Here is a 19544-nt window from a genome sequence, read left to right on the forward strand (position 1 = left end):
TGCAAAAAAGGACGCCTAGCGTCCTTTTTTGTTTTTTATCATGTCATCCATTTAGCTATTCCGTAGATGGTTTATTGACTTCTGTTCCAAATATACAAAATATAAAAAAGCCCACAACATATTACATGTGTGGGCTGAGGTCTTTTACTGCGTCATATTAACTTTGACGTTTTAATAAAAACTGCGTGATCTTGTGTAATTCTGCCGCATCTTCTGCAAAATAATCCAAAGCTTGAAGCGCTTGTGCATGTAATTCTTCTGCATAAGCTTGGGCTTGCTCGAGACCCATTAACGCAGGATATGTCGATTTATCCACTTGTTGATCTTTACCTGCTGTTTTACCCAATGCCTCAGTATCAGCAATAATATCTAAAATATCATCTTGCACCTGAAAAGCTAAACCAATCGCGAGACCAAACTCACGGAGTTTAGGAATGGCTTGATCTGTGCCATTAAATATCGTCACTGCAGCCATCATGATTGCAGCAGAAATTAAAGCGCCGGTTTTATTTCGATGAATATTTTCCAGTTCATCCTGACTGACGTGTTTGCCTTCCGCTTGTAAGTCTAGAACTTGGCCATTGACCATTTTTGAAGTTGCAGTCGCTAAAATTTGCATTTGCTTCAAGATGATTGGCGCTTCAACGGCTGGGCCTTGATCAAAAAGACGACTACCTAAAACTTCAAATGCCATCGATTGTAAAATATCGCCAGCAAGTAAGGCCGTATCTTCACCAAAAGCCACATGACAGGTTGGTTGACCGCGACGAAGTAAATCATTGTCCATACACGGCAAATCATCGTGTGCCAATGAATAACAATGAATAAATTCAATCGCCACAGCAGCACGGCGTACGGCTGCAAAATTGGTATTGGGTTTTAACGCTGCTGTTGCATAACAAAGTGCCGGTCGAACGCGTTTTCCACCCAACATCACAGCATGATACACCGCCCCTTTTAAGGGTTCTGGAATTGAAAATGCATCTAGCGCTGTCAGTAAATCCTGCTGAATACGCTGCTGCGCTTCTGTCAGGGCATGTGTGGAAACGTCTGTTAAAGAAGACACATTCACCTCAAATACTTTAAATATTTAACTGCTTCGTTCATTAGCAAATCGACTGCCAATGTTTTCTGTCAATTTTGACCTGTTGCATCATACTGCTTTCTCAAATCTTTCTCTATGTTACGGCCTAAATCTATGTGTTTTTCCCACAATCTGATGGTTTTTTAAATGTCGTTTCCTCAAATAGCGCCACATTTTGTCCATCATTAAAACAAGTACAATTTTTCGAGCCTTTCTTGGCTTGATACAAAGCCTGATCAGCACGTGCCAATGTTTCAAAAAATGACTCTGTTCCATCCCACAAGGCCACTCCGCATGAGATACTCAGTTGTAGAGCTTTATCTGCATAATTCATAGAAGAAGCATAGATTTGCTCACAACATTGTTGTGCAATCGAACATGCAGTCGATATAGATGTGCGTGGCAAAATCATTGCAAACTCTTCCCCACCCATGCGATATATTTGTGCATCTGCATGTTGACTAATTTGCATCCTTAAAAGCTGCGCACTTTTTCTTAAAACTTCATCGCCAAATGCATGACCGTAGATATCATTGATTTGCTTAAAATTGTCTAAGTCGAGCATCATCAAACAAATTTCATTGGCTTGTTCAACCACGAAGCTTTTTTGCCACTGAGAAAGGTCTAAATCAAATCCACGTCGATTTTTTATCCCTGTCAGATAATCAAAATAAACTTGTTGTTCGAGTTGTTGGTTATGTTTCAACAACGATAATTCGAATTGCTTTAAATTTGTAATGTCCGCACAGCACAACAACACATGTTCCAAATCGCCACTTTGTTGAAACTTAGGTTTGAGCGTGAACCAATAGTGCCGTTCATTTTCACTATACATAAAGGGTTCAATGCTATCGTTCTCTAAACAGCGTAAATCAAACTCAGAACTTGTGGCTTTGGTCTTTTGCTGCATCACAGACACGTGATTTAATACGATCTCTTGTAAGTCTGACTGAAATCGATGTTTAAATATTTGATTGGCGCATATCAGCTCAGCTGTCGCAGAAAATAACGCAGCAGGCATTGGCAACGCTTCTAATACAGCCAATTGTTCAGTAGGTAGGTCCGATTTTATTAAGTCTTTTTTAAGCATGGTTTCGCTACTTTTTTCAGGGTAAAGCTACGCAAAATGCTAACAAAATTAATCTGACATAAATCACAGAAACTTTCTAATATTAAATGCAGTTCATATTATATAAAAATATATACCAATTCATGATTTGCTTATTCATATAAAAGATAAAGGCAAAAAAAAAGCCCCTGCAAAGCAGAGGCTGATTTCTAATTCGATGTTAAATGCTTAATCTAAACTATCCCCAGGAATACGCACCCAGCCTTCCATTAAGACACGCGCACTTCGGCTCATCACGGCTTTTTTAACGACCCACTGACCATTTTCATAAATTGCTTGCGCACCTACACGTAGCGTCCCAGATGGATGTCCAAAACGCACAGCTTCTCGCTCCCCACCACCCGCGGCTAAGTTCACAAGCGTCCCCGGTATCGCCGCAGCTGTACCAATGGCAACTGCCGCTGTACCCATCATGGCATGATGCAGTTTCCCCATTGATAAGGCACGAACCAATAAGTCCGTATCTTGTTCTGAAATATGTTTAGAACTCGAAGATTTATAGGCTTTCGGCTTTGAAACAAATGCAATCTTTGGTGTATGTTGACGTTGCTCTGCTTCAGCAATATCTGAAATCAAACCCATTTTCTGCGCACCATAAGCACGGATTTTTTCAAAACGGGCCAATGCCTTGGCATCACCGTTGATCGCATCTTGCAGTTCAGTGCCGACATAACCAATATCTTCTGCATTTAAGAAAATGGTTGGAATACCTGCATTAATAAATGTTGCAGGGAAACTGCCTTCATCGGGTACGGTTAAGGTATCAACCAAATTCCCTGTAGGGAACATAGCGCCGCCATCTTCACCATCATCTGCGGGGTCTAAAAATTCAATTCGAACTTCGGCTGCTGGGAAGGTCACACCATCTAGTTCAAAATCACCAGTTTCTTGTACTGCACCATCAGTAATAGGTACATGCGCAATAATGGTTTTTTGAATATTGGCTTGCCAAATACGAACCGTACACAAACCATTTTCAGGAATACGTGATGCTTCAACCAAACCATTTGAAATGGCAAATGCACCAACCGCTGCCGTTAAGTTTCCGCAGTTACCACTCCAGTCGACAAATGCTTTATCAATCGACACTTGTCCAAATAGATAATCTACATCATGCTCAGGCTGTGAACTTTTTGCCAAAATCACGGTTTTACTGGTACTTGATGTCGCTCCCCCCATCCCATCAATTTGTTTACCATAAGGATCTGGACTGCCAATCACACGTAATAAAAGTTGGTCGCGAACTTTTCCAGCTTGTTGTGCTGCAAGCGGCAAATCATCTAGCTTGAAAAATACACCTTTACTAGTACCACCGCGCATATAAGTCGCTGGAATCTTAATTTGGGGAGCAAAACTCATTTTTATTGAATCCTTAATCTTTATCATTGTGTTTTGGCAGAGCGTTCTTTTCTGCGCTTTTGCATCATACAATGTTTAATTGAAGTTTTAACAATCACATGACTTAAGTATAAAAAAACAACATTCGATACCTTTTCCATATAAAGCCAAGTATAAAAATTTCAATTAAAATAAAATTAATCTATTGATTCATAAATTTTTAATTCAGCATTTAAAACGAAAAATAGGTTATTAAATATATAAATATTTTTCATAAATTTTGAGCTACTAGGCTATTCATTCTCTATACATTACAATTACCAAAATTAAACCATTCTCGGGAAGAGTAACTTGACTACCAATTCCTCCGAACTCAAGCGTGGCTTAAAGAATCGTCATATTCAATTGATTGCCATGGGTGGTGCAATTGGTACAGGCTTATTCTTGGGCTCAGCGCATGTGATTCAATCTGCTGGACCATCCATTATTCTCGGCTACGCCATTGGCGGTCTGATCGCCTTTCTAATTATGCGTCAGTTGGGTGAAATGATCGTCCATGAACCTGTAGCAGGTTCATTTAGCCATTTTGCATATAAATATTGGGGGAAATTTCCAGGTTTCTTAACAGGTTGGAACTACTGGATTCTCTATATTTTAGTGGCAATGACAGAACTCACCGCTGTTGCGAAATACATCAACTACTGGTGGCCTCATATTCCAGCGTGGGCATCTGTACTATTCTTCTTCGTGATCATTACTTTAGTAAACTTAGGTAATGTGAAGTTTTATGGTGAGTCTGAGTTTTGGCTGTCGATTATTAAAGTCACTGCGGTTATTTCGATGATCGTATTTGGTTTGTATTTGCTACTGACTGCAGATGCCAATTCAACAGCATCATTTACCAACTTATGGAGTCAGGGCGGCTTCTTCCCAAATGGTTTTGAAGGCTTATTCTTCATGCTAGCTTTCTTGATGTTCGCCTTCGGTGGTATTGAACTGATTGGTATGGCGGCAGCGGAAGCTGAAAATCCAAAAGAAACTATTCCAAAAGCGATTAACCAAGTTGTATTTCGTATTTTGATTTTCTACGTGGGTTCTTTGACTATTCTATTGTCACTTGTGCCATGGAATCAGCTTGAACTAGGTGGTCTAGACAAAAGTCCATTTGTGATGATCTTTAGCCAACTGGGTATTGATTGGGCTGCACATTTACTGAACTTCATTATCCTAACTGCAGCACTGTCTGTTTATAACAGCGGTATGTATGCCAATAGCCGTATGCTTTATAGCTTGGCAAAACAAGGTAATGCCCCAAAAGTTTTCGCAAAAACTAACAAAAGTGGCGTGCCAATTCCAGCAGTATTACTTTCTGCAGTATTGATTTTCGGCTGTGTACTCTTAAACTACTTCGTACCTGAAGATGCACTTGGTCACTTAATGTATGTTGTTGTTGGTGCGCTTGTCCTGAACTGGGCGATGATTACCATGACTCACTTACAGTTCCGTCGTGCAAAACGTATTTTGAATTTTAAAACCTCATATCCTGCACTTTGGGCACCAGTCAGCAACTACATCGTTCTGATCTTTATTGCTTTAGTTCTATTTATTATGTGGACTCAGGGCTTTATGGAATCTGTTCTGATGATCCCTGTTTGGATTACAGTCATGTTATTAATGTTTAACTATCTTAATCCTAAAGATTTGAGCGACATTGACCCCAATGAAGTTCATAAAGACTAAGTAATTTAAAAAGTTATTGTTTCGGCAATAACTTTTTTTTTAGCTAAAATAGGAGTACATTAGCCTCCGTCTTGCGCTCTTAGCTTAACTGGATAGAGCAGTTGCCTCCTAAGCGACCGACGTGGGTTCGAGTCCCGCAGAGCGCACAATTTTTTGGACACCTCACCTCTCTGATTTTTTCAACTCACATTTATCAATAAAACTAAATTCAGAATTCTTAAATCTAAATTACAAATTCAAAATTCATCTCTGAATTTTTTAACTTAATCTTTGTTTTTACTGATATTACTCTTGAGAGTTTGTTTTTAAGAAGAATTGAATAGCACTTTTTAAACTCCCTAACCATCTATTTGTCAATGCAAAAAATGACAAATGGTGTGGTCTATAAGGCCAAAAAATCAATTTATGACTGCCCATATCAAAATATTTTCAATTATTTTTAGGTTTAGAAAATAATGCAGTAACTAAAAATATTAAATAATAATCAAAATGTTATATGTATTAATTAGTACATTTACTCTAAATAGTTCGTTTTTCAATCATATTTTTTAATCTAGAGCATTTACTCTTATTTTAATTGTGCTATTTTTGTCACATGGAGTAACAATTAAGCCCAAGAGTATTAAAAAGTTTTCCATAACGAATATTTGCAGTAACCATAAAAATCAAATTCGTATCTCAAGGAATGACGAAGAATGAAATTAAAAACTTTAGCTACAGCCATGATTCTTGCTTCAGTTCCAATGACAGGTGCTTTTGCAGCAGCAATGGACCGTTCAGGCCAATCTATGTCTGCATTCTTACAACCAGGAAATTATTTTGAAGCAGGTATTTCAGTTCTAGACCCGACAGTATCTGGTAAAGAAGCTGGTGAAACAGCTACACGTCGTAATATTGAAGACATGGCTGATGATTATTACTTCCCTTCAGCCGCATTAAAACTACAATTAACTGATAAGTTTTCATTCGGTCTTCTATATGACCAACCATTTGGTGCCGCTGCTGAATATAAAGGTAACAATGCTTTTGTTTCACAAGCTTCTGACACGGTATTACCTCAACCACTATTAGACAGCATGGTTCGAAATGAAGTTACTCAAACTTTAAATCAACTTACAAGTACACAAATTGTAGGTTTAGCAGCGCAAGGCTTGCTTGCACAACAAGGTATGTCTCCAACTAACCCAGCTTATAATGCTACTTTACAAGCAACAGTGACAGGTATTATCACTCAAGCAGGTGGTAATGTTGATACAGCTGCTGCTGCAGTACGTCCACAAGTTGAAGCTGGGGCATTTATTCAAGGTCAACAGCAATTACAACAACGTTTAGATAATGCAGGTGTTGCTCTAGGCCAAGGAAATACAAAAGTTTCTGTAGACACTCAGAACTTAGCTTTTGTTTTTGGCTTCCAACCTACGCCAAATTGGAATATCTATGCTGGTCCTGTTTATCAAACGGTTAAAGGTAGCGTAAGCCTACGTGGTCAAGGCTATAGCATTTTTAATGGCTATGACTCAAACATTAAAGAAACTGGTGATCTTGGTTGGTTGGCAGGTGTTGCTTACCAAATTCCAGAAATTGCACTTAAAGCTTCTTTAACATATCGTTCTGAAATTGACCATGAAACGACAATTCGCGAAACAATTCCAACTGCTGGCGCGTTAACGCTACTTGGTCAAAACCCTGCAGATGTAGTTGGAGCTAAGGGCACTTCGACGATTACTACACCTCAGTCTGTAAACCTTGATTTCCAATCTGGTATCATGGCTGACACCGTTGCATTTGCAAACGTGCGTTGGGTTGAATGGTCAAATTTCGCAATTCGTCCATACCAATTTGGTTTAATGTCTGAAGCAGTTGGACAATTACCAGCAGTTAACCGTCCGAACGGCTTTAACTTAGTTGAATATTCTGAAGACCAAATTTCTGCAACAGTTGGTGTTGGTCGCAAACTTAGTGAACAATGGGCTGGTAACGTATCCGTAGGTTGGGACTCAGGCGCTGGTAACCCTGTATCAACACTTGGCCCTACTGAAGGTTACTGGAATGTCGGCTTAGGTTTACAATTTAGTCCAGCACCGAATTACTTCATTGCTGGTGGCGTGAAATACTTCATGCTCGGTGATGCAAAATCTCAAACAGCTGCTCAATTTGGTGAAGATAGCCGTATTGTTGGTGAATTTGAGGATAACGATGCTTGGGCATACGGTTTAAAAATCGGTTACCGCTTCTAATTCTCGGTATTAGTAGATTGGAAATATATCCAATCTACTATTGTAAAAATAATTTAATTCAAATGTTCATAGATTGAGCATTTGAATTTTTTAAGTTCAAAGATAAACATTAAGTTAAATACTCTATTTTTTTATTTATAAATCATAAACATAAATAACACCTTATAGAATAATTACTCTAGCATTGCTTATTTTTTAACTTATACAGTTCATTTTTAGAGTAGCAACTCTTATTTACTGTTTTTCTATTTATGTTACTTTCCACACATTGAAATAACATCAAAAGTTACAAACAGGGATAATGTATGCAACTCAACAGTCTTACAAAAGCCATCATCATCAGTTTAATGCCTGCAACTACAGCGATTGCTGGTGGTTTAGACCGTTCAGGCCAATCAATTTCTGCATTCTTACAACCTGGTAACTATGCAGAAGCTGGTATTTCAATTCTAGATCCAAATGTATCAGGACAAGACACTGATAAAAACAGTGCTTCAGATATGGCGGGTGATTATTATTTTCCTCATGCAGCACTTAAAATCCAAGCCACAGATAAAATTTCAGTAGGTTTAATCTACGACCAACCCTTTGGTGCAGATGCAGAATATTCTGGCCAAAATAACTTTGTTGAAAACCGTCCATTGCCTTTTCAAGGAAATACATCTGTTGTTGTAGATACACAAAATCTAAGTTTATTGGTGGGCTATCAACCCAATGAGAACTGGAACGTATATGCAGGTGCTGTATATCAAACAGTAGATGGCACAGTACTTCTACGTGGTAAAACATATTCTGCTTTTAATGGATATGATTTTAGAACAGGTGAAGATGAATCCGTTGGTTGGTTAGCGGGTGTTGCATATCAAATTCCAGAAATTGCGCTTAAAGCCTCTGTAACTTATCGCTCTGAAATTGATCATGAAATGAATGCCTATGAGCGTTTTAATGCTGCAGGAATGACTGGAAATGACGCTTTAAATGGTGCAATGACTGTTATAAACTCTGCAAAAGGTGAAACTGAGCTAACGACTCCACAGTCTGTAAATATTGATTTCCAAACAGGTATTATGGAAAACACTGTTGCATTTGCAAATGTACGTTGGGTAGATTGGTCAAAATTTAAAGTACAACCTTACAAGTTTGGAAAACTTAGTGAAACACTCGGTCAATCTGGTATGGTTCCAACTAAGCCAAATGGTTTTAACTTAATTGATTATAAAGATGATCAAATTTCTGCAAACATTGGTGTTGGTCGTAAATTTACAGATCGTTGGGCTGCAAATGTATCTATCGGTTGGGACTCTGGAGCAGGCAACCCTGTGACAACATTAGGTCCAACTGAAGGTTATTGGAATATTGGTACAGGTGTACGCTTCTCTCCTGCTACAAATTACTTCATCGGTGCTGGTATAAAATATTTCTGGTTGGGTGATGCAGATGCTGTAACGGGCGCACATACCCCTGCAGGCACATTCGCAGATAACCACGCAATTGCTTATGGTTTAAATGTCGGGTACAGCTTCTAATACAAGTTATATTTTGTAATATAAAAAAGCCCCATTTTGGGGCTTTTTTATATTCAACATATGATGTATTTCACAATTTATTATATTTATTAAGCAATATATAGAGCGTTTTTTAGCCAAACAAACTATAAAAACTTTAATATTTAATTTAAAAGTATTTATTTGTATAACAGTAACTTAAATAAATATTTTAAAGTTTTAACTCTAAAATAAATAAAAACAATGACTTTTTTATACTATTAGTTCAATTTTAGAGTCTTTACTCTTTTTTTATTTATGATATTTTTCGCACATGGATATGATTAAAAATAATTTACATATCTCATATTTTTATTAACGCATTGACGCGTTTTTTATACTAGGAAAGTAGAAAAATGAACTTAAAAGCATTAACAAGTGCCATTTTATTTGCCAGCGTACCAATGACAGGGGCTTTTGCAGCAGCAATGGATCGCTCTGGGCAGTCAATTTCTGCATTTTTACAACCGGGTAATTATTTTGAAGCAGGGATTTCAGTTTTAGATGCCGATGTTTCTGGCAAATTAAAAGATAATTATACAGTTACAGGTGGTGGTGCAAATACAGCAAAATCAATTCAAGGTACTGAACTTGGTGATATGGCAGAGAGCTATCATTTCTACAATGCTGCATTAAAAGTACAAATGACAGATAATGTTTCATTTGGATTAATTTACGACCAGCCTTTTGGTGCTAAAGCAAAATATTCAACGAATGATAAACGTCAAACCGATAGTGTTTCACTCAAAACCAATGAAGTTGGCGCATTTACTGTCGGAGATGAAGCAACATCCGTTGATGTAAATACACAAAATTTATCATTTATTTTTGGATATCAACCAAATGAAAATTGGAATATTTATGCAGGTCCAGTTTATCAGACAGTTAAAGGTGATGTGACTTTACGTGGTTCTGCTTATGGTCCATTTGGAGGAGTTAACTGTCCGATTAGCGCTTGCAGTTTGAATTCCACAATTCAAGGTACTAAAGATAAATTTAATGGTTATGAAGCTCGTATAGCAGAAGATTCTTCTGTTGGTTGGCTTGCTGGCTTTGCTTTTCAAATACCGGAAATTGCACTTAAAGCATCAGTTACTTACCGCTCGGAGATTGAGCATAGTGTAACTCCTGATGAAGTTATGCCAGCTAACTCCCTGATGGGCGGCTTAGGTGGTATTAAACCTATGGTAGATGGTTATGAATTTAAAGAGGGTAAAACTGATGTAACCACACCACAGTCTGTAAATTTAGATTTTCAAACGGGGATTATGGCCAATACAGTAGCATTTGCTCAATTGCGTTGGGTAGATTGGTCGGAATTTAAAATACGCCCAAATAAATTTGGTCAATTAGCATCTGCTCTAACAAACAAAGTAATTGGTGACCCACGTGGCTTTGATTTAGTTGCCTACGAGAAGGATCAAATTTCGGCGAATGTGGGTGTCGGACGTAAGTTTAATGAACAATGGGCTGGCACAGTCATGGTTGGTTGGGACTCTGGGGCTGGTAACCCTGTATCGACTCTTGGCCCAACAGAGGGTTATTGGAGCCTCGGTTTAGGTGGACAATTTAGTCCAACACCACAAACATTTGTACAAGCCGGTGTTAAGTACTTCTGGCTAGGTGATGCAAAATCACAAGTTGCAAGTCATTTCGGTACAGATGAATATGCTGCAAACTTTGAAGATAACGATGCAATTGGTTATAGCTTGAAAATTGGTTACCGTTTCTAAGTTGCTTTAAAAACTTTGGATTAAACAAGAAAGGGCGCTATAAGCGCCCTTTTCTATAATTTGCTATTCAGAATTAAGCTGGAATATCACGCACTGAAGCATTACGAATGGCTTCTTTTAGTGCTGCATAGCCATGAATTGGTGGGAACTGTGGAAACTCCGCAATCACATTGTCAGGCGCATCAAATAAGAAACCCGCATCTGCTTCACCGAGCATCGTCGTATCGTTATAAGAATCACCTGCTGCAATCACTCGGAAGTTCAATCCATGTAATGCTTGAACGGCTTTACGTTTTTGATCAGGTTGACGAAGCTTATAAGCGCTAATCATGCCATTTTCATCAGTTTCTAACTTGTGACAGAAAATCGTTGGCCAACCAAGTTGTTGCATTAATGGATGTGCAAACTCATAGAAGGTATCTGAAAGAATAATCAATTGAAAATGAGTACGTACCCACTCCACAAACTCTTTTGCACCTTCAAATGGCCCCATATCTGCGATTACGTCTTGAATATCGTTTAAACCCAAACCGTGTTGTTTTAGGATATTTAAACGTTGAGTCATCAACACATCGTAATCTGGAATGTCACGAGTCGTTGCTTCAAGTTCTTTAATGCCTGTTTTTTTCGCAAAATTAATCCAAATTTCAGGTACTAAAACCCCTTCTAGATCTAAACAAACGACTTCCATGCACTCTACCCTCTGTTAAGTGAAAAAAATTTTCAATATCATAGCGGAAGAATAAAAAAATGCATTGTTCTTTTTTAAATCTATTTTTTTCATAAGTATCTATTTTTTAGTGATAAGTGTGTTTTAGCATTTCCATTAAAATAGTTCTGAAATAAATTAATATAGGTTTTAACGTTCCAAGCCTATAGCCAGGACATTCATGACTACCATCCCTACTATTGACCTTGTCGATGCACTTGCATCCGAATATGCAGATAAATCACCTTCTGAGATTATGAAACTTGCGCTAAGCCAGCAAGGTGAAGTTGCGATTTCCTTTTCTGGTGCAGAAGATGTTGTACTGATAGATCTTGCATCGAACTTAGGGATTCCATTTCGTGTATTTAGTTTAGATACCGGTCGCTTACACCCTGAAACTTACCAATTTTTAGATACTGTCCGTAAACATTATAAAATTGATATCGAAATCTGTTTCCCAGAAAGTGATGCCGTACAAAAACTGGTGACAGAAAAGGGCTTTTTTAGCTTTTATCAAGATGAACATAAAGAATGCTGTGGTATCCGCAAAGTACAACCTTTGCGTAAAAAACTAGCCACTTTAGATGGGTGGATCACTGGTCAACGTAAGGACCAAAGCCCTGGTACACGTAATGAAATTCCAGTGGTACAAGCTGACCCAGGTTTTTCAGGTCCGGGCAAGCAATTAATTAAATACAATCCTTTGGCAAACTGGTCTAGCGCTGATGTATGGAACTATATCCGTCTAATGGAAATTCCATATAATCCACTACACGAACGTGGCTTTATCTCGATTGGCTGTGAACCATGTACTCGACCTGTTTTACCGAATCAACACGAACGTGAAGGTCGCTGGTGGTGGGAAGATGCAACCCATAAAGAATGCGGCTTACACGCAGGCAACATGAAAAAATAAAGAGCACAAAACCACTGCACAACAGTGGTTTTTTCAACGCATCGATACACATAATTCCGTATCATTTCAACGTAAAAACGCTATACTGCAAATGACAATTTAATAATTCTAACAATGCTACTCATACATGAGCAGCTGTAGAAATTGCAGTGAGGCAATCAACGCTATGCGTCCATTACATCCTATTGATTTCATATTCTTAAATTTAGAGAAACGGCAACAACCGATGCACGTAGGTGGCCTATTTTTATTTCAGATCCCTGACAATGCACCTGATACTTTTATTCAAGATTTAGTCGCAGATATTCGTAATTCAAAATCCATTCCTATTCCTCCTTTTAACAATAAACTCAATGGCTTCTTTTGGGATGAAGACGAAGAGTTTGATTTAGATCATCACTTCCGCCATATCGCACTGCCGCATCCCGGTCGTATTCGTGAACTTTTGACTTATATTTCTCAAGAACACAGTGCGCTGATTGACCGCGCAAAACCACTTTGGACTTGCCATATTATTGAAGGCATTGAAGGCAATCGTTTTGCCATGTACTTCAAAATCCACCACGCGATGGTCGATGGCATTGCAGGTATGCGTTTAGTTGAAAAATCACTTTCGCATGACCCAGATGCTAAAAGTATTGTACCGCCATGGTGTGTGGAAGGCCCTCGTGCAAAACGCCTGAAGCAGCCTAAAGTCAGTCGTATAAAAGGTCTGTTATCGACCATTAAGGGACAACTTGACTCAACTCCACGAGTTTTATATGAACTGTCACAAACTGTAATGAAAGATATGGGGCGTAACCCAGATTATGTATCTAGTTTCCAAGCGCCGAGTTCAATATTAAACCAACGGGTTAGTTCTTCACGTCGTTTCGCTGCTCAGTCTTTTGAATTTTCACGTTTGTCACATATTGCCAAGTCACTTGGTGTAACAATTAACGATATTGTGCTCGCAATTTGTTCAGGTGCATTACGTGAGTATTTAATTACACAAAATGCTTTACCTAAAAAGCCATTGATTGCCATGGTGCCTGCATCTGTTCGTACCGATGATTCAGATATGTCTAACCGTATTACTATGATTTTGGCAAACCTAGGAACCCATAAAGAAGATCCTCTAGAACGGTTGAAGATTGTGCGTCGTAGTGTGCTCAATGCCAAAGAACGCTTTAAGCGCATGAACTCGAATCAAATTTTAAACTACAGTGCTTTTGTCTACAGTGCAGCAGGTTTAAATATTGCATCAGGCTTTATGCCAAAACGTCAAGCCTTTAACTTGGTGATTTCAAATGTTCCCGGCCCACAAGAGCCGTTATATTGGAATGGTGCACGCTTAGAAGCGCTCTACCCTGCTTCCATAGTGTTAGATGGTCAAGCGCTTAATATCACTATGACTAGCTATTTAGATAAGCTTGAAGTGGGTCTAACTGCATGTCGTAATGCACTGCCAAAAATGCAAAATTTACTGTCGCATTTGGAAGAAGAAATTCAACGATTTGAAGCTATTGTGAATCAAGATTCCCCAAAGTTACAGGCGGTTAGCTAACCGCCTGCTTCACAACTTAGTATCAGTTCATCAGCAGATTGAACCATCAAAAATTAAAAACCCGTCTAAATTAAACAATCTAGACGGTTTTTTTAGTATTTGAACTTTGATTAATTTTTTGGAGTAATTTATGTGTATAAGCTAAAATTTAGGTGAACAAATCCGTTGTTATTGTTTAATTACGACTTGTAGATACACACTGATAATTAAATTTATTTTCCATTCTTTATAAAATTTTAGCGCATTAAAAAATTTAGAATCGCGCGTTAGCACTTTAACCCTCTGGATTACATTATTATTTATATTTCAATATTTAAGCTTTAATTGCTCGGCACTGTTTAAGTAACTGATGACAAGCAGAGCGAATCATAGACGCTGTAATTTGAACTTCATTACCACGCTCATCCACGATATAACCTGAATGGATCGCTTTTGCTTCAACGACAGTTTTAAGACCACTTTTCATTACTGTTTTACTAACACCCATAATACACCTCTTTTTGCTAAGCCATTTTCAAGTTCATTACGGGAAAACGGCTTTGGCTATTTGATGTGTCTAGTATTCAAAATAACAGTTCAAAAGTAAAATCTCAGTTGTAACAAGTGTTTAACGATATTCTGTTACAATTTCAGCTCAGAATGATATCGTATTGCTCTTGCGTATATAAATTTTCCACTTGGAACTTGATCACACGGCTAATAAAGTGCTCTAAATCAGCCACTGCAGGCGCTTCAGCAGTTAACAATCGGTCAATCACCGACGGATGTGCCACCACGGTAAAACCACTTTGTGACTCATAAGCTCGTGCATATCTCAAGATTTCACGGAAAATTTCATAGCAAACTGTTTCAGCCGTTTTCACATAACCGCGCCCCTGACAAGTCGGGCAAGAATCACAAAGGAGATGCTCCAAAGATTCACGGGTGCGTTTACGCGTCATTTCCACCAAACCCAGCTCAGACACTTGAGTGATCTTTGTTTTTGCATGATCGCGCTCAAGCATTTTCTCAAACTGGCTCATCACTTCTTCACGATGATGTGCTTCTTGCATATCAATGAAGTCAATAATGATAATCCCGCCCAAGTTACGTAGACGGAGCTGACGTGCGATGACCTGTGTGGCTTCCATATTGGTTTTAAACACAGTGTCTTCAAGCGAACGGCCACCGACATAGGAGCCCGTATTGACATCAATTGTAGTCATCGCTTCAGTTTGATCGATCATCAGATAGCCGCCAGACTTAAGTGCGACACGTGTCTGTAAAGCTTTCTGAATATCTTCTTCGACATTGTACAAGTCAAAAATTGGACGCTCACCCGGATAATGCAATAAGCGATTTTGCATACTTGGTACAAATTCTTGGACAAACTCTTGCAATTTGCCATGTACTTCGCGTGAATCGACCTGAATTTTAGACGTATCTTCATTGGCCAAATCACGGATGACGCGTTGCGGTAAAGGTAGCTCTTCAAAAATCAATGAAGGCACAACAATACTGCGTTGTTTACGTTGAATGTATTCCCACAGTTTTGCTAAATAAGCCATGTCCTGCGCAATTTCACATTCAGGAATACCTTCGGCAGCAGTACGAACGATGACTGAACCCGGTAAATTGTGTTCCTTTTGAATGTGTTCAATCATGCTACGCAAGCGATCACGTTCTTCTTCAGACTCAATGCGCTGTGAAACACCGGTATGACTGCCATATGGCATTAAAACGAGGTAACGGGAAGGAATAGAAAGATCAGTTGATAGTCGTGCACCTTTGGTACCCAACATATCTTTCATCACTTGTACGGTGAGTACTTGCCCCGGTTGTAACAGCTCAAAAACGTTCGGGGTCGGTTGATTGCGCTGCCAGACCATATCATTGATATGTAAAAAAGCCGTTCTTGACAATCCAATATCAATAAAAGCAGCCTGCATACCCGGAAGCACGCGAACAACTTTCCCTTTATAAATATTGCCCACTAACCCACGCTTCACAGTGCGTTCAACAAATAATTCATTGACCGTACCGTTTTGAATCAACGCCACACGACATTCCATCGGTGTGACATTAATCAACAACTCGTCAGACATATCAAAACTCAAAACATTATAAAAATTCTTGTGTTGCAGCAGTTAATTTAATGCCTTAACTGTCTGTAATAACTGTACGGTTTCATGCAAAGGCAGCCCAACGACATTGCTGTAGCTCCCTTCAATACAAGGAATATAGCGCGCAGCAATTCCTTGGATGGCGTAGGCTCCCGCCTTGCCGATTGGTTCACCTGTTGCCCAGTAGCTTTCCATGTCAGCTAGACTCAGCGTTTGAAATTCAACCTGTGTACGTACTACTATACTGTATATTTGATCTTTTGTACTGACACAAACACCTGAAAACACATCATGTTTTCGTCCAGAGATCATTTCCCACATAGAAAAAGCATGTGCTTTCGACGCTGGTTTTCCTAAAATGTGCTCATCTACGCCTAAACTGGTATCGGCGGCAATAACGATAGCATCAGGGAATTGTTGTTGTACTGCGCAAGCTTTGGCACGAGCTAAACGCTCTACATAATCCGCTACAGGTTCTCCTTCCAACACGGACTCATCAATATCTGGACTGAAAATGTCAAATTCCAGACCTAATTGTTGCAATAGTTCGCGTCGTCGAGGAGAACTCGAAGCTAAAATTATATGCGCCATTTTCTTAGGAAGTAATACATGATTGGCCAAATGAGTAAGCTAGTTACAATTGGCTGCCAATGGCGAGCAAACGAAAACTGTGCCCCACCCATCACTTGAACAATCCACACAAACAGTAAATGCGCGAAAATTGCCATTGCAGCAATAATCCATAAATTACCAAATGTGAGGATACGACGTTCACGGGTTAAAAAGCGTGTCACAAATGCAATGACCACAAAACTCAGTGCGTTCATGCCAAAAGGCGCATCAGTCAATAAGTCGGTAAAGAGACCTGTGGCAAATGCAAACCAAACACCGCACCATGTCGGCTGACAGAGTACCCAAAATAACATGATCATCATCATGAATAATGGGCGCCAACCCGATAGGTCATAAGAAAGCGGATACACCATCAGCACGGATGCCAAAATGATGGAAATAATAATCGGAAATAATGGGTCGCGCTCTGTATGACGACTAAGCTTAGCGAGTGACATGCGGTTGCTCCATCGCTAAAGAATCGGAAAATAGCACAACCACATGATGACCACCTGCCAATTGGGCAGCAGGATTGATATCAATTTGGGCAAATTCACCGCTATTGTGACGACTGACTTTCGACACTGTCCCCACCAAATATCCTGCTGGGAAATGTGCCCCTAGCCCTGAGCTATAGACTTTTTCACCGACTTTGATATTGGCACTGGTTGGCACGTATTCCATCTTAAGTCGACCTAAGTCACCTGTACCCGTAACGATTGCGCGCATACCGGTATGCTCCATCCGCACGGATAAAGAGTGCTCTTTGTCTGAGAGCAACATGACACGGCTACTATGCGGGTAAACATTGATAATTTGCCCCATAATACCCTTGTCATCGAGTACAGTTTGTCCCACTTTAAGCTGACTGCTGGCTCCACGGTTAATCACAATAATATGACGTAAGGGATCAGCATCAGTACCAATGACTTCGGCAATCTCCATACGACCATCAATGATGAGTGGCGTATCGAGCAGTCCACGCAGTCGAGTATTTTCAGCAGAAAGTTCAGAAAGTTTCTGTAAACGGACTTGAGCCTGAATTAACTCTGCTTGCATCGCGGTATTTTCACGACGTAATTGAGCTTCAGACTTGGTTTGTTGATTCAGCCATTCTCGCGATAACACTGGATAGCTTGCTAGTGCATAAATTGGATTATATGCCGCATACAAGACGTCTCTGGCCGGTTGAATTACATGTGGCATGCGCCAATCAAAGAAAAGCACCACCAAGCATGTAATCACCGCAATGATAAATGAGCGAAAAGATGGCGGTTGTCTTGAAAACAGTTGCGTTTGCACCCGCCGAGTCCTTTTCTTAGCCTACAAATAACATGTCATGATTAGGGTTATCGAAGAATTCGAGAACCTTACCGCCACCACGTGTAACACATGATAGTGGATCTTCTGCAACTACGACAGGAAGACCTGTTTCTTTTGCAAGAAGCTTATCAAGATTGCGAAGTAATGCACCGCCACCAGTCAACACAATACCGCGTTCTGCGATGTCTGAAGACAACTCAGGTGGCGTTTGCTCTAGTGCAGATTTAACCGCAGCCACAATGTTTTGCAGTGGATCAGAAATCGCTTGAGTCACTTCATCAGAAGTTACGGTAATCGCACGAGGTACACCTTCAGCCAAGTTACGACCACGGACTTCGATTTCCAAAGGTTTTGCACCTTCTTCTGGAAGCGCCATACCAACTTCTTTTTTGATGTTTTCTGCAGTGGTTTCACCAATCACACAACCATGTGCTTTACGCACGTAGTTAATGATTTGTTCATCAAATACATCACCACCGATACGTAGTGAGTCTGCATAGACACAACCTTGAAGTGAAATGATCGCGATTTCAGTTGTACCACCACCAACATCGACAACCATCGAACCACAAGCTTGCTCAACAGGCATACCTGCACCAATTGCAGCAGCCATTGGCTCTTCAATTAAGCGAACTTCACGTGCACCTGCATTGTATACAGCTTCACGGATTGCACGGCGTTCCACCAACGTCGATTTACATGGCACACACACCACGACACGCGGTGCAGGTGGGAACAAACGTTTTTCGTGCACTTTGCCAATGAATTGATTCAACATCGTTTCAGTGACTTCAAAATCTGCAATCACACCATCTTTCATTGGGCGAATCGCAGAAATATTTGCAGGTGTACGACCTAGCATTTGCTTCGCGTCAAGACCTACTGCGGCAACGATTTTTTGTGAACCACTGTGGCGAATTGCCACCACCGTCGGTTCATTTAATATAATGCCTCGTCCTGGCGCATAGATAAGTGTATTTGCAGTGCCTAAATCAATGGCAAGATCCGGCGAAAACAAGCCAATTAGTCGTTTTAGAATCACGGGGACGTTCTCAGTTAAACTTTTATATGGACGCAAGGTGGCAACTTTAACTAAATGTGATGATTTGAACAAGTCAATCGCTTATTATAAGCCACGATATTTTGAATTTTTTTAATACTGATTAGGTAATGTTATGTCTACATCGGATGCACAGCATTCTGCAGATCTAAATGCACAAACAGTTTCAGCGATTGCCCATCTGGCTCGATTGTCGCTAGATGAAGCGCAATCTGCTGACTATGCTCAAAGTTTAAATAAAATTTTAGGCATGATGGAAACCCTGAAAGGCATCGATACTGACGGTGTTGAACCACTAAAAAGTCCATTCGACAATCCACAGCCCTTACGTGAAGACGTGGTATCTGAGACCAATCATCGCGAAGCATATCAAGCAGTTGCTCCTGCCGTACAGGATGGCTTGTACCTTGTTCCGCGTGTGATTGAGTAATTTTTATTCAGATCAACATTTTTTCAAATTAAACGTAAAGA

At 39.7% G+C, this 19544-nt stretch carries 17 protein-coding genes and 1 tRNA gene; 8 read left to right on the plus strand and 10 right to left on the minus strand.

Features of this window, described 5'->3' with window-relative positions; translation table 11 throughout:
- Positions 1-157 precede the first annotated feature (157 nt).
- From FTU29_RS12820 to prpF, 3 genes are all read right to left on the minus strand, one after another.
- Positions 158-1066 (minus strand): polyprenyl synthetase family protein, encoded by a 909-nt coding sequence (locus FTU29_RS12820; protein ID WP_078193048.1) that lies wholly within the window; start codon positions 1064-1066, stop codon positions 158-160.
- A gap of 130 nt (positions 1067-1196) precedes the next feature.
- Positions 1197-2174, minus strand: coding sequence for a GGDEF domain-containing protein (locus FTU29_RS12825; protein ID WP_180122244.1), 978 nt, complete (start codon positions 2172-2174; stop codon positions 1197-1199).
- Positions 2175-2381: 207 nt separating this feature from the next.
- A complete protein-coding gene (gene prpF / locus FTU29_RS12830; RefSeq protein ID WP_180122245.1) occupies positions 2382-3572 on the minus strand; it encodes a 2-methylaconitate cis-trans isomerase PrpF in 1191 nt (396 codons plus the stop codon).
- A gap of 330 nt (positions 3573-3902) precedes the next feature.
- Here prpF and FTU29_RS12835 point away from each other — a divergent pair, with 330 nt between their 5' ends.
- The 5 genes from FTU29_RS12835 (at position 3903) to FTU29_RS12855 (ending at position 10805) form a co-directional block, all read left to right on the plus strand.
- A complete protein-coding gene (locus FTU29_RS12835; protein WP_111885597.1) occupies positions 3903-5291 on the plus strand; it encodes an amino acid permease in 1389 nt (462 codons plus the stop codon).
- A gap of 73 nt (positions 5292-5364) precedes the next feature.
- A tRNA-Arg gene (locus FTU29_RS12840) sits at positions 5365-5437 on the plus strand.
- 549 nt (positions 5438-5986) lie between these two features.
- Positions 5987-7528, plus strand: a complete 1542-nt coding sequence (locus FTU29_RS12845) for an outer membrane protein transport protein (RefSeq protein ID WP_180077302.1) — start codon at positions 5987-5989, stop codon at positions 7526-7528.
- A gap of 305 nt (positions 7529-7833) precedes the next feature.
- A complete protein-coding gene (locus tag FTU29_RS12850) occupies positions 7834-9054 on the plus strand; it encodes an OmpP1/FadL family transporter (protein ID WP_180122247.1) in 1221 nt (406 codons plus the stop codon).
- Between the two features lie 374 nt (positions 9055-9428).
- Positions 9429-10805 carry an OmpP1/FadL family transporter gene (locus FTU29_RS12855; protein WP_180024054.1) on the plus strand — a complete coding sequence of 459 codons (1377 nt, stop codon included), beginning with the start codon at positions 9429-9431 and terminating at the stop codon, positions 10803-10805.
- 73 nt (positions 10806-10878) lie between these two features.
- Here the strand turns inward: FTU29_RS12855 and thrH are convergent, their stop codons facing one another.
- Positions 10879-11496: a bifunctional phosphoserine phosphatase/homoserine phosphotransferase ThrH gene (thrH, locus tag FTU29_RS12860; protein ID WP_078189978.1), complete on the minus strand. Its 618-nt coding sequence runs from the start codon at positions 11494-11496 to the stop codon at positions 10879-10881.
- A 199-nt stretch (positions 11497-11695) separates the two neighbouring features.
- On the opposite strand from thrH, the gene FTU29_RS12865 reads away from it, so the two are divergent.
- Positions 11696-12430 carry a phosphoadenylyl-sulfate reductase gene (locus tag FTU29_RS12865; RefSeq protein WP_168379034.1) on the plus strand — a complete coding sequence of 245 codons (735 nt, stop codon included), beginning with the start codon at positions 11696-11698 and terminating at the stop codon, positions 12428-12430.
- 166 nt (positions 12431-12596) lie between these two features.
- Positions 12597-13976, plus strand: coding sequence for a wax ester/triacylglycerol synthase family O-acyltransferase (locus tag FTU29_RS12870; protein WP_180007423.1), 1380 nt, complete (start codon positions 12597-12599; stop codon positions 13974-13976).
- A 313-nt stretch (positions 13977-14289) separates the two neighbouring features.
- Here the strand turns inward: FTU29_RS12870 and FTU29_RS12875 are convergent, their stop codons facing one another.
- The 6 genes from FTU29_RS12875 to FTU29_RS12900 form a co-directional block, all read right to left on the minus strand.
- Positions 14290-14463: a PA1571 family protein gene (locus tag FTU29_RS12875; protein WP_168379036.1), complete on the minus strand. Its 174-nt coding sequence runs from the start codon at positions 14461-14463 to the stop codon at positions 14290-14292.
- A 142-nt stretch (positions 14464-14605) separates the two neighbouring features.
- Complete coding sequence (gene rng, locus FTU29_RS12880; protein WP_180108048.1) at positions 14606-16060, minus strand: ribonuclease G; 1455 nt, start codon at positions 16058-16060, stop codon at positions 14606-14608.
- 42 nt (positions 16061-16102) lie between these two features.
- Positions 16103-16669: a Maf-like protein gene (locus FTU29_RS12885; RefSeq protein ID WP_180040412.1), complete on the minus strand. Its 567-nt coding sequence runs from the start codon at positions 16667-16669 to the stop codon at positions 16103-16105.
- The gene (mreD, locus tag FTU29_RS12890; RefSeq protein ID WP_078193057.1) at positions 16657-17148 is read right to left on the minus strand and encodes a rod shape-determining protein MreD; all 492 of its coding nucleotides are present in this window, start codon (positions 17146-17148) and stop codon (positions 16657-16659) included. Before mreD ends, FTU29_RS12885 begins: the two co-directional genes overlap by 13 nt.
- Positions 17135-17992, minus strand: coding sequence for a rod shape-determining protein MreC (gene mreC / locus FTU29_RS12895; protein ID WP_078189984.1), 858 nt, complete (start codon positions 17990-17992; stop codon positions 17135-17137). Before mreC ends, mreD begins: the two co-directional genes overlap by 14 nt.
- A gap of 16 nt (positions 17993-18008) precedes the next feature.
- Entirely contained in the window at positions 18009-19055 is a 1047-nt protein-coding gene (locus FTU29_RS12900; RefSeq protein ID WP_086178633.1) for a rod shape-determining protein, read from the minus strand.
- Positions 19056-19188: 133 nt separating this feature from the next.
- Between FTU29_RS12900 and gatC the strand changes: the two genes are divergently transcribed.
- Positions 19189-19503, plus strand: coding sequence for an Asp-tRNA(Asn)/Glu-tRNA(Gln) amidotransferase subunit GatC (gene gatC, locus FTU29_RS12905; protein ID WP_078189985.1), 315 nt, complete (start codon positions 19189-19191; stop codon positions 19501-19503).
- Positions 19504-19544 lie beyond the last annotated feature (41 nt).

Source organism: Acinetobacter sp. YH12086 (assembly GCF_013419345.1).
Taxonomy (GTDB): Bacteria; Pseudomonadota; Gammaproteobacteria; order Pseudomonadales; family Moraxellaceae; genus Acinetobacter; species Acinetobacter amyesii.

Excerpts from the sequence above, each read along its gene's own strand:
- FTU29_RS12865 (WP_168379034.1), top strand. The coding sequence starts at position 11,696 with ATGACTACCATCCCTACTATTGACCTTGTCGATGCACTTGCATCCGAA.
- FTU29_RS12885 (WP_180040412.1), bottom strand. The coding sequence starts at position 16,669 with ATGGCGCATATAATTTTAGCTTCGAGTTCTCCTCGACGACGCGAACTA.
- FTU29_RS12845 (WP_180077302.1), top strand. The coding sequence starts at position 5,987 with ATGAAATTAAAAACTTTAGCTACAGCCATGATTCTTGCTTCAGTTCCA.
- thrH (WP_078189978.1), bottom strand. The coding sequence starts at position 11,496 with ATGGAAGTCGTTTGTTTAGATCTAGAAGGGGTTTTAGTACCTGAAATT.
- mreD (WP_078193057.1), bottom strand. The coding sequence starts at position 17,148 with ATGTCACTCGCTAAGCTTAGTCGTCATACAGAGCGCGACCCATTATTT.
- FTU29_RS12825 (WP_180122244.1), bottom strand. The coding sequence starts at position 2,174 with ATGCTTAAAAAAGACTTAATAAAATCGGACCTACCTACTGAACAATTG.
- gatC (WP_078189985.1), top strand. The coding sequence starts at position 19,189 with ATGTCTACATCGGATGCACAGCATTCTGCAGATCTAAATGCACAAACA.
- FTU29_RS12875 (WP_168379036.1), bottom strand. The coding sequence starts at position 14,463 with ATGGGTGTTAGTAAAACAGTAATGAAAAGTGGTCTTAAAACTGTCGTT.
- FTU29_RS12855 (WP_180024054.1), top strand. The coding sequence starts at position 9,429 with ATGAACTTAAAAGCATTAACAAGTGCCATTTTATTTGCCAGCGTACCA.
- rng (WP_180108048.1), bottom strand. The coding sequence starts at position 16,060 with ATGTCTGACGAGTTGTTGATTAATGTCACACCGATGGAATGTCGTGTG.
- FTU29_RS12870 (WP_180007423.1), top strand. The coding sequence starts at position 12,597 with ATGCGTCCATTACATCCTATTGATTTCATATTCTTAAATTTAGAGAAA.
- FTU29_RS12850 (WP_180122247.1), top strand. The coding sequence starts at position 7,834 with ATGCAACTCAACAGTCTTACAAAAGCCATCATCATCAGTTTAATGCCT.
- prpF (WP_180122245.1), bottom strand. The coding sequence starts at position 3,572 with ATGAGTTTTGCTCCCCAAATTAAGATTCCAGCGACTTATATGCGCGGT.